The sequence below is a fragment of the Nibrella saemangeumensis genome, assembly GCF_039541915.1.
Classification (GTDB): domain Bacteria; phylum Bacteroidota; class Bacteroidia; order Cytophagales; family Spirosomataceae; genus Nibrella; species Nibrella saemangeumensis.
On record NZ_BAABHD010000081.1, the window covers coordinates 12,668 to 25,990 of the forward strand.

Sequence of the window (13,323 nt, forward strand, 5' to 3'; positions counted from 1 at the left end):
GAGTAGCAGACAGGCTGCTCCTTATTTGTTTGACAGGTCAACAAGCTGAAACCCGGATTGTTTTTTCATTTTATCTGCCGCTACCGAACATACGCCACCCGGTAAATCACGCCATTGTTGTCGTCCGAAAACAGAAGAGAGCCATCGGTATACACGGCAATACCCACCGGCCGGCCGAACTGCCCCTGGTTGTTATCGACCAGAAAACCCGTCACAAAATCCTCGAATCCGGCCGGTCGCCCATTCTCGAACCGCAGCCGCACCACCTTATAACCCGACGGCTTACTGCGGTTCCAGGAGCCCCGCATAGCCACGAAGGCATCATGGCGGTAAGCAGCCGGAAAGTTGTTGCCGGTGTAAAAAACCATGCCCAGCGGAGCGCTATGGGCTTCGTAAGTCAGCAGGGGCAGCTTCGTCTTCTGGAGGAACTGCTGATAGGTAGTATCGCCTTTGGGCCGGTCGGCCGGGTTGTACTTGCCGTCGCCGTAAATATACGGCCAGCCGTAATGAGCGCCCTCCACAATCTGGTTCACTTCTTCCCGCTGCTCATCGTCGCCGAGCCAGTCAATGCCGTGGTCCAGGCCGTACAGTGCTTTGGTTTCAGGATGCCATCCAAACCCGATGGTGTTGCGCAGTCCCCTGGCAAATACCTTCCGGTTCGAACCGTCGGGGTTGGCAACCAGTATCGTGGCATGCTCGGGATTGGGTTCCGCACAGGCGTTGCAGGTACTACCCACCGTAATGTACAGCTTGCCGTCGGGGCCAAACGCCAGGGTCCGGTTCGGGTGCTGCCCGGCATCGGGCAGGTCATCCAGCAGTTTCTGCATCGTGCCCAGCGTACCGTCCTGGTTCATGGGAGCTGAGTACAAGTCGTTTACCGTCACCAGATACAGTTTACCGTTATGAATGGCCAGTCCGTGCGCATCTTTGACAGTAGCCAGCGTTTTCTGTTCATCAGCCTTGCCGTCGCCGTTTGTATCCCGTAGCACCAGTACCTTTCCGTTCTCCCGGTCAGTGACGTATACGTGCCCCGTTGCACTGACGGCAATCATCCGGGGCTTCCCGACGTCACTGGCAAATTTGGTAATCTGAAACCCGGCCGGTACGCGCAGTTGCCGGATTCGTTCTTCAGTAGCTTGAATAAGCGCGGGTTTAAACACGTGACCGGTTATGGCCGCCGCCGTTGGCTGTTCCTCTGTTTCGGGAATCAGCCGCTGCTGCCCCACGTTTACCGCCCGGTTGCAGCCGGCAACAACGCCCAGGATTACCGGCAGCAGGGTCCATCTGAAAAATACGCTCATCGTTCTTATGGATTTGTGATGCACCTCCGGCTTTTCTGCCAGTAGTCTGGTGCGTACCTGCTTCCAACTTCCTGTATATCCTATAGGTTTACTTAATTTAATTTTAGTGCTCGTAGAGCTCCAGCGGGAGGCCGTCCGGGTCACTGAAGAAAGTAAACCTCCGATTGGTGTAGGCATCCACGCGGATCGGCTCTACGGCAATACCCTGCTGCTCCAGCGCAGCTTTGGCGGCCGCCACATCCGGCACGGCAAACGCCAGATGCCGCAGCCCGGCAGCCTCGGGGCGCGACGGTCGCCGGGCTGGATCAGGGAACGAGAACAGTTCGATCACGTACTGTCCGTTGAGTTGCAGATCGAGCTTGTACGAATCCCGCTCGGCCCGGTATACCTCCTGGCGTATGGTAAGCCCTAACACGTCGGTGTAAAAGCGTTTCGACTCCTCGTAATCCGAACAGATAATGGCGATATGGTGGATTTGGCTGATGGTAAGCATAGCAAGGGAAGCCCATTAATTGGAGCCGCAAGCTACAACATCATGCGTACAAAAGACTGAATGATGGGCGCTAGTCTCGGCAGCAGCGGTTCGATAAAAGCGCGGTCCTGCTCGGTCCAGTGCCGTGGCTTGCCAAACATGCACGGCTGCAGAATACCCCATAGCGTCTCCCCTTCCATAATGTGGGCATGCACCAGCGCGCTATGGCCGAAGGTCCGGTCTTCAAAGTCGCGGTTCAGCACATCGGGTTCGGCCATTTTTACATCATCGACATACACCGACGGTTTCCCGGCCAGCGCAGCCGCAAACAGGGGATCTTCGTCAGGCAAATCCGTTGTGTCATCCTGCCAGGAAGGCTGGAAAACATCAGGTATGGTGGTATCCCGAAGCCAGCAGAAGGCAATGCGGCCTCTGCCGGCTGCCGGGTCGCGTACGTATAGAAAACAGCGGTCGACCCGGAGGATCTCCCCCAATTGACCGACAATCTGGCTTAATTTCTCTCCGGGACTCAGGTCGGAGTTCAACAGCGGCTCCAGTGAAGCAATAGTTCCTATCATAACGTTGATTTTTACACACAACCGCCGGCAATGGGGAAGGTTATGGACCGGGTAAAATGTACCAGCTTTTTTACCGTACGACATCGGTTCCTGCCCGACTCATGTTATTTTTAGTAGCCAAAACCAGGCAACATCTTGTTCGATTACCCTGTCCTTACCAAAACCCCTGCAACCGATGACTATAAGCTCCATCCTGCGCCCATCGGTCTTAGCGCTTATTTTTGTGTGCTGGGTAGCGTCTGTGCCTGCTTCAGCCCAGACTACCATGAGCCTCAGCCGGCGCATTCAGCAGGCAATGGACAGCGCCAACGTGCCGGGCGCATCGGTGGCCATTATTCAGAAAGGCCGGCTGACCCACTGCGAGGGCTATGGGCTTACAAAAAACGACTCCAGCCAGCGCGTAACGGCCGCCACCGTGTTTGATGCCGCTTCGCTCAGCAAACCAGTCTTTGCCTATGCCGTGCTGCAACTGGTTCAGGAAAACAAATTTGACCTGGATAAACCTCTGTACCAGTACCTGCCCTACCCCGACATTGAATCCGACGAGCGGTACAAACAGATTACCGCCCGCATGGTGCTTAGCCACACCACCGGCTTCCCAAACTGGCGCGGCTCCCGGCCGCTCTCGATCCGCTGGGAACCGGGTAAGCGCTTCGGCTATTCCGGCGAAGGGTTTGTGTATCTGCAGAAGGTTATTGAAACAATCAGCGGTCAGCAAATCAATGAATTTATCAGCCAGCGGGTGTTCCGGCCGTTGCAAATGACCCGCAGCGGGTATGTCTGGCAGCCGCAGATGGATACCGATTTCGCTTACCCGCACGACAATTTTGGTATTGCCGACACCAAACGAAAACCGACGCAGGCCAATACAGCCTATTCGCTCCAGACGACAGCCGAGGACTACGCCCGCTTTATGCTGGCCATTATGCAGAGCAAAGGCCTGTCGCCGACCACGGTCGGCCGGATGTTATCCCCCCAGAGTCAGTTGCCGAAGCGGTTCAGCGGAGATACCACACTGGCCCCTGATCTTTTCTGGGGGCTGGGGTTTGGCCTGGAAAAGACACCATCGGGCGATTACTTCTGGCACTGGGGCGACAATGGCACGTTCCGGTGCTTTGTGGGGGCTAACCAGGCGCAGCAGAAAGCGGTCATTCTGTTTACGAATAGTTTCAATGGGCTGAGCCTTGCCCGCGAATTGATTCCCGGCCTGCTGGGTGGTCAGCACCCGTTGTTCAGCTTTCTCGGCTATGACTCATACAAAACACCAGGTAATCTGTTTGCCAATGCGGTGTTAAAGAAAGGCGTGCCGACCGCCTTGGAACCCTTCCGGAATGACGCCGGGGTGACTACAATTCCGGAAGACAATATGAATTGGGTGGGTAACCAGCTGCTCCGCATCGGACGCGTTCCGGAGGCCCTGGCGGTATTGGAACACACCCTGAAGGCGTACCCCCGATCGGCCACTGTAAACGCTTCCTACGCGTATGCTTTGTTACGCTCCGGCGACCAGCCCAGGGCAGTTGAGTATCTCAAAAAAGCCCTGGACCTGAAACCGGATAACGAAAGGCTTCGACAGACGCTGAGCGGATTAACCAACGCCCGGAGCCAGCAGGGACCGATCCGGCTTGTTCTGAAGGATTACCCGAACGCCAGGCTGGTAACGCTGGCAGGCAGTTTTAACGACTGGAATAATCTGCACACCTTCTTTACCCGCAAAAACACGGCCTGGGAGTGCTCGCTGGACCTGAAACCCGGTACCTATACCTATAAGATTTTTGTAGACGGCAAGTGGATCAATGATCCGGCAAATCCTAACCGCCAGCGGGACGAACAGGGCAACGAGAACTCGGTATTGGTGGTGCAGTAAAGAAATCGCGCTTCCAGACGAATTTTGATTTCATCTGGAAGCCCGGCAAAGTTACCTGGTTTTAATATTGCTCCAGCAGGTACCGAATGATATCGGTGGTGGTAACAATGCCGACGAGTTTCCCTTCATCCACTACGAACCGCTTCATTCCATGAGAACAATCAGATTACCATTTGCTTTTCATCAACAAATGTTGTTCGCGCAGATCCCAACGTTACCGTCGGCTCTGGTATTGTTTGTAGCGCTGGAGCACGGCGAAGGTAAGGTCGTATTCCGACGAAAACAGAATGAACTCATCACTGAAGTTGGTGTAATCGATAAACCGTTCTAGGTCATCCCCTTTCAGGTCGGTGGCCCGGCCGGCAATCAGGCCCATCCGGTAACCGGCCAGCATATGCCGCCGATGTTCCTGGGCAATCACAGCTGCTTTCCGGTTGGCTTTAGCCTGTCGGCTGAACAGTTCGTATAGCAGCGTCACCGGCGATTGAGCCAGCCCCACAATTTCTTCGGCGGAGAGATTTCGGCGGGCTTCGGGCTCCCGGAGTAGGACTTCCAATTCCCGACGAATTTCAGCCTCGCGTTTGGCGGTGACGGTGACTTCGGCGAGGGTGATGCCACTGTACTGCCGCTGCATTTTTATGACCGGACTGGGCGTTACGCCATCCCATTTGATACCCGCCCGACCGTGGCTGGGACTGGTGACGATGACCGAATCGCCCGGTTTTACCTGGAGATAGAATGCCCCCGTCTGGTTCGTCCGGCCTACCGCCTGCGACCGCTTGTTGATCACACTCCCATTATCGACAGGCGCGCCCGTCTCCTGATCCAGTACTTTGCCCAGGATGAATTTCGGGGTTGGCGTGCCGGACGACGTACCGGAGGAGTTGCCCGGCGTTTGGGCCAAAAGCGAACAGGAAATAAAAAGCAGTGCAATCAGTAGCCGCATGATGATGTAACGCCCGGAGACCAAGAACTATTTTGACCGCAAAAGTAGCAGTTACCGCCAAACATACGAAGCGCGAATCAGGGCTGAAAAGTTATAAAATGTTAAACCGGAGGGTCGCCGGATAAACGGCCGCCCCCCGGCTGGTCAATCTGGATTGACAGGTGTTATTTCCGCGCCGAAAAGGTATAGATGGTTGTACTCTGGTAGGTTTCGCCCGGCCGCAGTGTCGTTGACGGAAACTTTGGCAGGTTCGGCGAATCGGGATAGTGCTCGGTTTCGAGGCAGAAGCCGGTCCGTTTGGCGTAGGTCACCCCGCCTTTGCCCGTTAGGGTACCATCCAGGAAATTACCCGTGTAGAACTGAATGGCCGGTTCGGTGGTCGAAACCTCCATGACGCGGCCGGTGGTAGGTTCGTACACGGTAGCTACCTGTTTGAGCGTATTGCTGGTATCGCTGAATACCCAGGCATGGTCATAGCCCAGACCGTATTTGATTTGCGTATCTGTGGAGTCATTGATGCGGGCCCCCATGGGCGTCGATTTGGTAAAGTCAAATACAGTGCCGGCCACCGGCTTCAGTTCACCCGTCGGGATCAGCGTCTGGTCAACCGGCAGAAAACGATCAGCGTTGAGGGTCAGTTCGTGACCGAGAATATCGCCCTTTCCGGCCAGGTTGAAATAACTATGGTTGGTCAGGTTAACGACCGTAGGCTTGTCGGTAGTAGCTTTGTAGTCAATTTTCAGCGAGTTATCTTTCTGAAGCGTGTAGGTCACTTCAACCGCCAGATTACCCGGATATCCTTCTTCGCCGTCCTTTGAGGTGTATGTCAGTTTCAGGGCGGGCTCCTCCCCTTCTATAGGCTGGGCGTTCCATATTACCTTATCGAAGCCTTTAATGCCCCCGTGCAGGTGGTTGCCCATGTTGTTGGTGGCGAGGGTATACTGTTTGCCGTCGAGGGTAAAGCGTCCTTTGGCGATACGGTTGCCGTAGCGACCGATCAGCGAGCCGAAGTATGGGCTGCCTTTTTCATAGGATGCCAGCGAATCGAAGCCGAGGGTAACGTCCTGATAATTTCCATTTCTATCCGGGGCGGTCAGCGAGACGATCACACCGCCAAAATTAGTGATTCTGGCTTCCATTCCTTCCGCATTCCGGAGCGTATAGAGGTCTGCAGCCTGTCCATCGGCGGTTGTGCCAAACGCGCTTTTTTCAATCATAGCTTTCTGCTTGTTTTCCTGATTTGAGCCGCACGAATTCAGCAGGGCTACTCCGAGCAGGGATGATAAAAAGGTTAGTGTAAGAGTACGCATGGGTTTGGGTTTGTAAGACATTAACATCCTTGTCCGTAATAAGCATTGCTGCCGTGCTTCCGCTCGTAGTGCTTCATCCGGAGGGTATCTTTGATGCGGGGTGTATCAGGGTTTATCTGCAAAGTCAGGTAAGCCATGCGGGCAACTTCTTCCAGGACGGCTGCATTGTATACCGATTTTTCTGCGGTTTTCCCCCAGGTAAACGGCCCGTGGTTTTGCAGCAGGACCATCTCCACCTCCTGATGGGAAAGACCCTTTTCTCGAAAGAAGTCGAAAATCTGGTTGCCGGTTTCGTGCTCGTAATCCCCCTCAATCATGGCGTCTGTCAGCACGGGAGCACAGGGAATATCCTGATGCGTGTGATCGGCGTGGGTAGTTCCGAAGATGGGAATATCCAGCCCCGCCTGCGCCCAGGCTACGGCATAGGTGCTGTGGGTGTGGGTGATACCGCCAATATCCGCCCAGGTCTTGTAGAGCAGGGCGTGCGTCTTGGTATCTGACGACGGCCGCATGGTACCATCCACTACCTTCGCGTCATAATCCATAATGACGATGTCCTCCGGCTTAAGGCGGTCGTAGGGTACTCCACTCGGTTTGATGGCAAACACGGCTTTGTCGCGGTCGACGGCGCTGACGTTGCCGAAAGTAAACAGCACCAGCCCGAGCTTCGGCAGTTGCATGTTAGCTTCGTAGCACTCGTCTCTGAGCGTTGCGTACATGGGTGGTTGACTGGTTCAGTGGTTAATTGGTTGATCAGACCCGGCGAACAATCGCGCCGGCAACCCGGTTTGCGGCTCTACCGGTAGGCGGCTTCGCTCCACCGCAGTTCGTTTTTGAGCTGGCGAAGATTGGTATTTTTATCAATGACCACCAACTCTACACCGAATATTTCCGCAAAATCTTCGATGGATTCCGTGGTTAGGTTCTGGCTGTAGACGGTATGGTGGGCGCCCCCGGCCAAAATCCAGGCGGCACAACCGGTGGCCATATCCGGCATAGGTTTCCACAAGGCGCGGGCTACGGGTAGTTTCGGCAACGCTTCGGTTACCTCCACAGCTTCTACTTCGTTGACCAGCAGCCGGAACCGGTTCCCCATGTCGATCAGCGACACATTGATGGCGGGGCCAGCCGGGGCATTGAACACCAGTCGCACCGGATCAGCTTTGCCACCGATGCCCAGTGGGTGCACTTCGCAGGAAGGTTTACCGGCGGCAATAGTCGGGCAGATTTCAAGCATATGCGAACCGAGAACGAGCGGACTGGCAGGGTTGAAATGGTACGTGTAATCTTCCATGAAGGAGTTACCGCCGGGCAGTCCGGCTGCCATCACTTTCAACGTACGTACCATAGCGGCCGTCTTCCAGTCGCCTTCCCCCGCGAAACCATACCCATCGGCCATCAACCGCTGAGCCCCAATTCCCGGTAGTTGGGCCATGCCGTGCAGGTCTTCAAATGTATCACTGAAGGCGCTGAAGTTACCATCCTGTAAAAAAGCCCGTAAACCGATCTCAATCTTAGCCGCTTCCCGGAGCGAGTTGTGCTGCGCACCGCCTTTCCGAAGGGAATCCATCAGGGTATAAGTATCGGCGTACTCCTGCACCAGCCGGTCTACCTCCGTATCCGTTACCTGATTGACTACCGCCACCAGATCGCCGATGCCGTGGGTGTTGACCGATACCCCAAAGGTCATTTCGGCCGCCACTTTATCCCCATCCGTTACCGCCACCTGGCGCATGTTGTCGCCAAAACGTACCACTTTCATGGTTTTCATGTCGTGGGCGGCCACGGCTACCCGCGTCCATAAGCCAATCGTTTCCAGGACATCGGGCTGCTGCCAGTGTCCCACCACGACTTTACGGTTCAGGCGCATCCGCGACATCATGAAGCCAAACTCCCGGTCACCGTGCGCCGACTGGTTCAGGTTCATGAAATCCATGTCAATGTCGTCCCACGGAATATCGCGGTTAAACTGCGTGTGCAGGTGCAGAATCGGCTTCTTCAGCACGGTCAGGCCCCGAATCCACATTTTGGCGGGCGAGAAGGTATGCATCCAGGTAATCACGCCCACGCATTCAGGAGACACGTTGGCTTCCTGACAGAGTGCATATATTTCGTCGGGCGTTTTCACAACGGGCTTAAACACCACCCGCACCGGTATTTGTGCTGCGGTGGCAAAAGCGTCAGCGATAATGGTGGAGTGTTCGGCCACCTGCCGCAGGGTTTCTTCACCATAAAGGTGCTGGCTGCCGGTGACAAACCAGATTTCGAATTGGTTAAGATCGAGCATTCGTTAGAATGAATAAGAACAATGATTACGTGTGGTTAAACGGCTTCGGCAACAGGAGTATGCTGGGAGGTGGCGGCTTCGATAAAGCTGCCGAGCTGCTGGTATTTCTGATAGAGTTTCTGGTATACAACGGATACGTCCGTCCGGGGTTCGTAGCTCGCGTCGAAGCCGGAACCCATAGCCGCCTGGGCAGTCGCCATATCAGGGTGAATGCCGGCGGCTACAGCCGCACACATAGCGGCTCCGAGCGCACAGGCCTGATCGGAACTGGCAATTTTGATAGGCATTTGGAGCACGTCGGCCAGCGTCTGCATCACAAACGCCGATTTTTTGGCTACCCCTCCGATAGCGATTACCTGTTTGATGGGTACCCCCTCACCCAGAAAGCGGTCGACTATGGCTTTGGAGCCGAAAGCAGTAGCCTCCACCAGGGCCTTGAAAATACGGGGAGCATCGCTGCCGAGGTTCAGGCCGGTTATAGCCCCTTTCAGGGTATGGTTGGCATCCGGCGTCCGACGTCCGTTGAACCAGTCTACCGCTACCGGATCATTTTCCGTAACCGGCAGTTGGGCAGCTTTTTCAGCCAGATGCGGGATGAGATTCTTCGCCAGTTCATTAGCGGCTTCGTTACCCAGTAGGTCGCGTACCGGCTCCGTAATGACCCGCTGAAACCAGGCATATACATCACCAAACGCCGACTGACCGGCTTCCATCCCCAGCATATCGGGAATAATGGAGCCATCTACTTGCCCACAGATGCCGCGAATCAGCAGGTGACCAATTTCTTCGGTGGGGGCCAGCAGCATATCGCAGGTCGACGTACCCATCACCCGGACAAAGGTATACGGCGTAATCTCCGCTCCTACGGCTCCCATATGCGCATCGAAGGCTCCCACCCCGATGGTCACATCGGCAGGCAGGCCCAGTTTTTCAGCCCATTCCGTCGAGATCGTACCCATAGCCTCGTCAGACGTAAACGTATTGCGGTAAAGCCGCTCCCGCAACCCCGCCAGCCGCGGGTCAAGCGCCTTCAGGAACTCTTCGGAGGGGAGTCCTTCAAATTCTTCATGCCACATGGCCTTATGCCCGGCGGCACAGCGGGAGCGCTTGATGGTACCGGGAGTGGTATTTCCCGTCAGCACGGCCGAAATCCAGTCGCAGTGCTCCATCCACGAATAGGCTTTCTCCTGCACGGCGGCATCGACACGCAGCGTGTGCAGGATCTTGGCCCAGAACCATTCAGAAGAGTAGACACGGCCGACATATTTAGTAAAATCGGTATCCCAGCGGTGTGCAAGGGCGTTGATTTCCTCCGCTTCGGCATTAGCTGTGTGGTCTTTCCACAGGATAAACATCCCGTTCGGATTATCTTCAAACCCTGGCAGCAGCGCCAGGGGGGTTCCGCGCTCATCCACCGCTACAGGAGTAGAGCCGGTGGTATCTACCGAGATCGCTTTTACCTGTTGGCGAACTGCAACCGGTGCCTGGGCCAGGGCTCCGGTTATGGATTGCTCCAGTCCTTCCAGGTAATCCAGCGGGTGCTGCCGGAACTGCGACTGGTTCGGGTTGCAGTATAATCCCTGTTTCCAGCGGGTGTATTCGTATACGTGCGTGCCAGCTATTTCGCCGGTATGAGCATTCACCAGCAGGGCTCTTACCGAGTCGGTGCCGTAGTCAACGCCGATTACATACTGATTCGTCATGGATGAGGTAAGGATTAGGGTGCCGATAAGCGGCAACCGCTCATTTGGGGACAAATGTAATGAGTTTTGGGCCCACAGTGATTTTAGTATGAGGTAAAGGTTTCCATTTCTCTTAACTCACCCATTATTCAGCCCCTGTATGAAACAGACAGCCCTATTTTTTTCTGATTCGCTGCTGCGCGTATCTCTTTCGCCTAGCCCAGGCCGCTAAAAAAGCAGTATTACGAATTTGAACGTATATCGACTTAAGACAGAAGCCCAATACCAAGTCGCCGAAAACGACCTCCGGGCGGCCGCGATTTAGAATTTATCACCCCAACAAATTACTCCCAAATCTGATAGCCTGCTATCAGACAGGTAGAACAATCAGAAAGCAATCTGCTCTGGTAGGCCGATTTTTACATGATCATTTAGAACCGGTCATTACGTCATCAACTGTAAGTCGCTGATGCCAGGCAGTCGGCAGATACGGAAAAATTCTTCCAACTACATATTGGCCAAAGAACAGGACCAGCAGCCAGATGTTCGAAGAGATAAGCAAACGTCAGGCAACATCGGACAATAACAATTTTTATGCAAAAATCTTTACATTATATTAAGACAAAGTATCCATAAAACAAAAAAATGCTACATTTACACAGATACCCTCCTCTCATAAAAAAATTTAATTTTATACCGTTAAGTTTCTATGGCATATCTTCTACTTGTTACGTCCGTAGCTTTACTGGTTTTTATTTTATTCACTGTTAATCTAAGAAGATTTTCACCGTACACAGCCATTCGGTACGCTTTTCTATACACTTTGCTTATAAATAGCTTATTAATCTTTGTTTACAATGAAACTCTTACTCATTTTAATCTGATCACCCCACTTACAGCCACTCTGTTCTGGGCCCTGGTCAATGGAGTGTTTCTTTTTTACCTTACCAAGACCTATTCGACTACTACTGTAAATGTAACCCTTCGAGCGTTTCTGAATGTTATTCAACTTCGCCCATTAACAGCAAAGCGAAGAATTCTTATATATATAATAGTCATATTCTTTATTCTACCGCTCTTATTTTTAACAGTTTTTGTTCCGCCCAACAACTTCGACTCAAATAATTATCATTTGCACAGGGTATTGGAATGGTTTCTAAACCAAAACGTTGGGCATTTTCCGACCATGCATGTTCAGCAGTTATATCACAATGCATTTGGTGAGTATTTGATGCTACATAGCTTTCTACTAACGCAGTATGACACATTTGCCAGTTTGTTTCAATTCGGTGCAATGATAGGCTCCCTCGCTGCGATCTCATTACTGGGAAAGCATTTTAACTTTTCGTATCGCTATCAGTTACTGGCTGCCGTCTTATTATTTTGCCTGCCAATCGGTATTTTTGAGAGTACAACGACTCAGGTTGATTATATAACCTGCTACTTTTTTCTATGCTTTCTGCTATTTGGGTATAGAATGATTCATACAGGCAGTCGTGAGGCCACCTTGTTTTGCTTGCTATCGCTTGCATTTGCTGGTTTCACAAAATACTCAGCTTTGCTTTATGCCTTACCCTTTAGTATATATTTCGGTATCAGTGTTTTAATAAGGTACTCAATTAAGCAATTTCTGCAACTGACTGTCGTTGCCATTTTAATTTTAGCGTTGGTATTCTCTCCGTTCTTCTATAGAAACCTTGAGTTGTTTGACTCTGTTCTAAGTCCGATAAAAAATTCTGAACTATACACTGAAAGCATTCCGGTTGAGAGACATTCAGTTGGTGGTACACTATCTAATGTCGTTAAAAATATAGGCTTGCACCTCGGTCTTCCTTATAATAACTATAATGTTAAAGTAGACTCTTTAATAGCTTCCTTTCATAAAACCATCAATGTTCCTCTTCATGACCCTTCCACTAGTCTGGACAGGTACTATACCCGGTTTTCAATCCAGGAGGATATGGCACCAAACTCTTTTCATTTCTACTTATTTATACTGGTCCTTCCTCTATTGCTGACCAAAGCACGAAATTACCAAATACTTTTACTTATAGCATTAGCTATTACGGGCTTTATTTTATCAAGCTTTTTATTAAAATTTCAATTCTGGAGTTCACGCACCCAGATGCCTTTTTTCGCTATGCTATCATTGGCAATTAGCTATACCTTTACCAGGGTTTTTAAAAATGCGGATTACCTGCTTTCCTGCTTTTTGCTACTTACCGTAATTCCAATCATATACGGAAACCCAAGTAAAAATATTATTTCGTTTAAATATATTTTCAAAAAGACATTTAACCATATTCCAAGAGACATTACAATCTCAGACTCTAATAATATTATAACGTATCAACGGGAGGTCGGGAAATACTACGCTATCAATCGGTCGGAAAAAGTTTATCCTTTGCTGCATAAAAACCTGGATTACAGTCAACGATCTCTGGTTTTTTACAAACTTGACAAGTTAGGCTATTACGGAGAAGAAAGAGACCGGAACATTTTTAACGATGATCGGCTGAAGCTCACATTTCAAAGCCACCTGGCAGACTACTTTAAATTAAAATCAATTCAGTATTTTCCGGAGAGAGCATCCAGAATTGGCGTTTTCTTTAAGCATGAAGTTGGCTTTTACCACTTCTGGAGTGCCTTTCAGTATAACTCCTCTGGTAAAGTAGATATGCATTACATACGGTATAAAAGAAAGTATGCCTTACTGAAAAACGCCCGGAAAGACTGGAAATATGAGTATATCCTTACAGATGATCTAAAGCTATTAGCAGATCAACTTCCTGAAAAAGCTATTGATACAATTTATGGCTCAGAGAATCTGGCATTAGTTAAGCTCAAAACGCCCCAAAATAGCCTTTATTTATATTAAAA

The 13,323-nt window shown here is 51.6% G+C and carries 11 protein-coding genes; 2 read left to right on the plus strand and 9 right to left on the minus strand.

Features of this window, described 5'->3' with window-relative positions; genetic code table 11:
- Positions 1–80 precede the first annotated feature (80 nt).
- From ABD949_RS24160 to ABD949_RS24170, 3 genes are all read right to left on the minus strand, one after another.
- Positions 81–1,301 carry a PQQ-dependent sugar dehydrogenase gene (locus tag ABD949_RS24160; RefSeq protein ID WP_345247845.1) on the minus strand — a complete coding sequence of 407 codons (1,221 nt, stop codon included), beginning with the start codon at positions 1,299–1,301 and terminating at the stop codon, positions 81–83.
- Between the two features lie 103 nt (positions 1,302–1,404).
- Positions 1,405–1,794 carry an SMU1112c/YaeR family gloxylase I-like metalloprotein gene (gene gloA2, locus ABD949_RS24165; RefSeq protein WP_345247847.1) on the minus strand — a complete coding sequence of 130 codons (390 nt, stop codon included), beginning with the start codon at positions 1,792–1,794 and terminating at the stop codon, positions 1,405–1,407.
- Between the two features lie 32 nt (positions 1,795–1,826).
- Positions 1,827–2,351, minus strand: coding sequence for a GAF domain-containing protein (locus ABD949_RS24170; RefSeq protein ID WP_345247849.1), 525 nt, complete (start codon positions 2,349–2,351; stop codon positions 1,827–1,829).
- 175 nt (positions 2,352–2,526) lie between these two features.
- Between ABD949_RS24170 and ABD949_RS24175 the strand changes: the two genes are divergently transcribed.
- Positions 2,527–4,218, plus strand: coding sequence for a serine hydrolase (locus ABD949_RS24175; protein ID WP_345247851.1), 1,692 nt, complete (start codon positions 2,527–2,529; stop codon positions 4,216–4,218).
- 61 nt (positions 4,219–4,279) lie between these two features.
- Here the strand turns inward: ABD949_RS24175 and ABD949_RS30870 are convergent, their stop codons facing one another.
- From ABD949_RS30870 to ABD949_RS24200, 6 genes are all read right to left on the minus strand, one after another.
- Positions 4,280–4,366, minus strand: a complete 87-nt coding sequence (locus tag ABD949_RS30870) for a CBS domain-containing protein (protein ID WP_425576807.1) — start codon at positions 4,364–4,366, stop codon at positions 4,280–4,282.
- 66 nt (positions 4,367–4,432) lie between these two features.
- Positions 4,433–5,164 carry a hypothetical protein gene (locus ABD949_RS24180; protein WP_345247853.1) on the minus strand — a complete coding sequence of 244 codons (732 nt, stop codon included), beginning with the start codon at positions 5,162–5,164 and terminating at the stop codon, positions 4,433–4,435.
- A gap of 164 nt (positions 5,165–5,328) precedes the next feature.
- Positions 5,329–6,474: an aldose epimerase family protein gene (locus ABD949_RS24185; protein ID WP_345247855.1), complete on the minus strand. Its 1,146-nt coding sequence runs from the start codon at positions 6,472–6,474 to the stop codon at positions 5,329–5,331.
- Between the two features lie 20 nt (positions 6,475–6,494).
- A complete protein-coding gene (locus ABD949_RS24190) occupies positions 6,495–7,193 on the minus strand; it encodes an L-ribulose-5-phosphate 4-epimerase (protein ID WP_345247857.1) in 699 nt (232 codons plus the stop codon).
- A gap of 77 nt (positions 7,194–7,270) precedes the next feature.
- Positions 7,271–8,761 (minus strand): L-arabinose isomerase, encoded by a 1,491-nt coding sequence (gene araA / locus ABD949_RS24195; RefSeq protein WP_345247859.1) that lies wholly within the window; start codon positions 8,759–8,761, stop codon positions 7,271–7,273.
- Positions 8,762–8,796: 35 nt separating this feature from the next.
- The gene (locus ABD949_RS24200; protein WP_345248194.1) at positions 8,797–10,464 is read right to left on the minus strand and encodes a ribulokinase; all 1,668 of its coding nucleotides are present in this window, start codon (positions 10,462–10,464) and stop codon (positions 8,797–8,799) included.
- 1,165 nt (positions 10,465–11,629) lie between these two features.
- Here ABD949_RS24200 and ABD949_RS24205 point away from each other — a divergent pair.
- Positions 11,630–13,321: a glycosyltransferase family protein gene (locus ABD949_RS24205; protein ID WP_345247861.1), complete on the plus strand. Its 1,692-nt coding sequence runs from the start codon at positions 11,630–11,632 to the stop codon at positions 13,319–13,321.
- Positions 13,322–13,323: the final 2 nt, after the last annotated feature.

What these genes read in the sequence shown, in the direction of transcription:
- ABD949_RS30870 (WP_425576807.1), bottom strand. Translation starts at nt 4,366, where the DNA reads ATGAAGCGGTTCGTAGTGGATGAAGGGAAACTCGTCGGCATTGTTACC.
- ABD949_RS24185 (WP_345247855.1), bottom strand. Translation starts at nt 6,474, where the DNA reads ATGCGTACTCTTACACTAACCTTTTTATCATCCCTGCTCGGAGTAGCC.
- ABD949_RS24175 (WP_345247851.1), top strand. Translation starts at nt 2,527, where the DNA reads ATGACTATAAGCTCCATCCTGCGCCCATCGGTCTTAGCGCTTATTTTT.
- ABD949_RS24180 (WP_345247853.1), bottom strand. Translation starts at nt 5,164, where the DNA reads ATGCGGCTACTGATTGCACTGCTTTTTATTTCCTGTTCGCTTTTGGCC.
- araA (WP_345247859.1), bottom strand. Translation starts at nt 8,761, where the DNA reads ATGCTCGATCTTAACCAATTCGAAATCTGGTTTGTCACCGGCAGCCAG.
- ABD949_RS24205 (WP_345247861.1), top strand. Translation starts at nt 11,630, where the DNA reads ATGCATGTTCAGCAGTTATATCACAATGCATTTGGTGAGTATTTGATG.
- ABD949_RS24160 (WP_345247845.1), bottom strand. Translation starts at nt 1,301, where the DNA reads ATGAGCGTATTTTTCAGATGGACCCTGCTGCCGGTAATCCTGGGCGTT.
- ABD949_RS24200 (WP_345248194.1), bottom strand. Translation starts at nt 10,464, where the DNA reads ATGACGAATCAGTATGTAATCGGCGTTGACTACGGCACCGACTCGGTA.
- gloA2 (WP_345247847.1), bottom strand. Translation starts at nt 1,794, where the DNA reads ATGCTTACCATCAGCCAAATCCACCATATCGCCATTATCTGTTCGGAT.
- ABD949_RS24190 (WP_345247857.1), bottom strand. Translation starts at nt 7,193, where the DNA reads ATGTACGCAACGCTCAGAGACGAGTGCTACGAAGCTAACATGCAACTG.
- ABD949_RS24170 (WP_345247849.1), bottom strand. Translation starts at nt 2,351, where the DNA reads ATGATAGGAACTATTGCTTCACTGGAGCCGCTGTTGAACTCCGACCTG.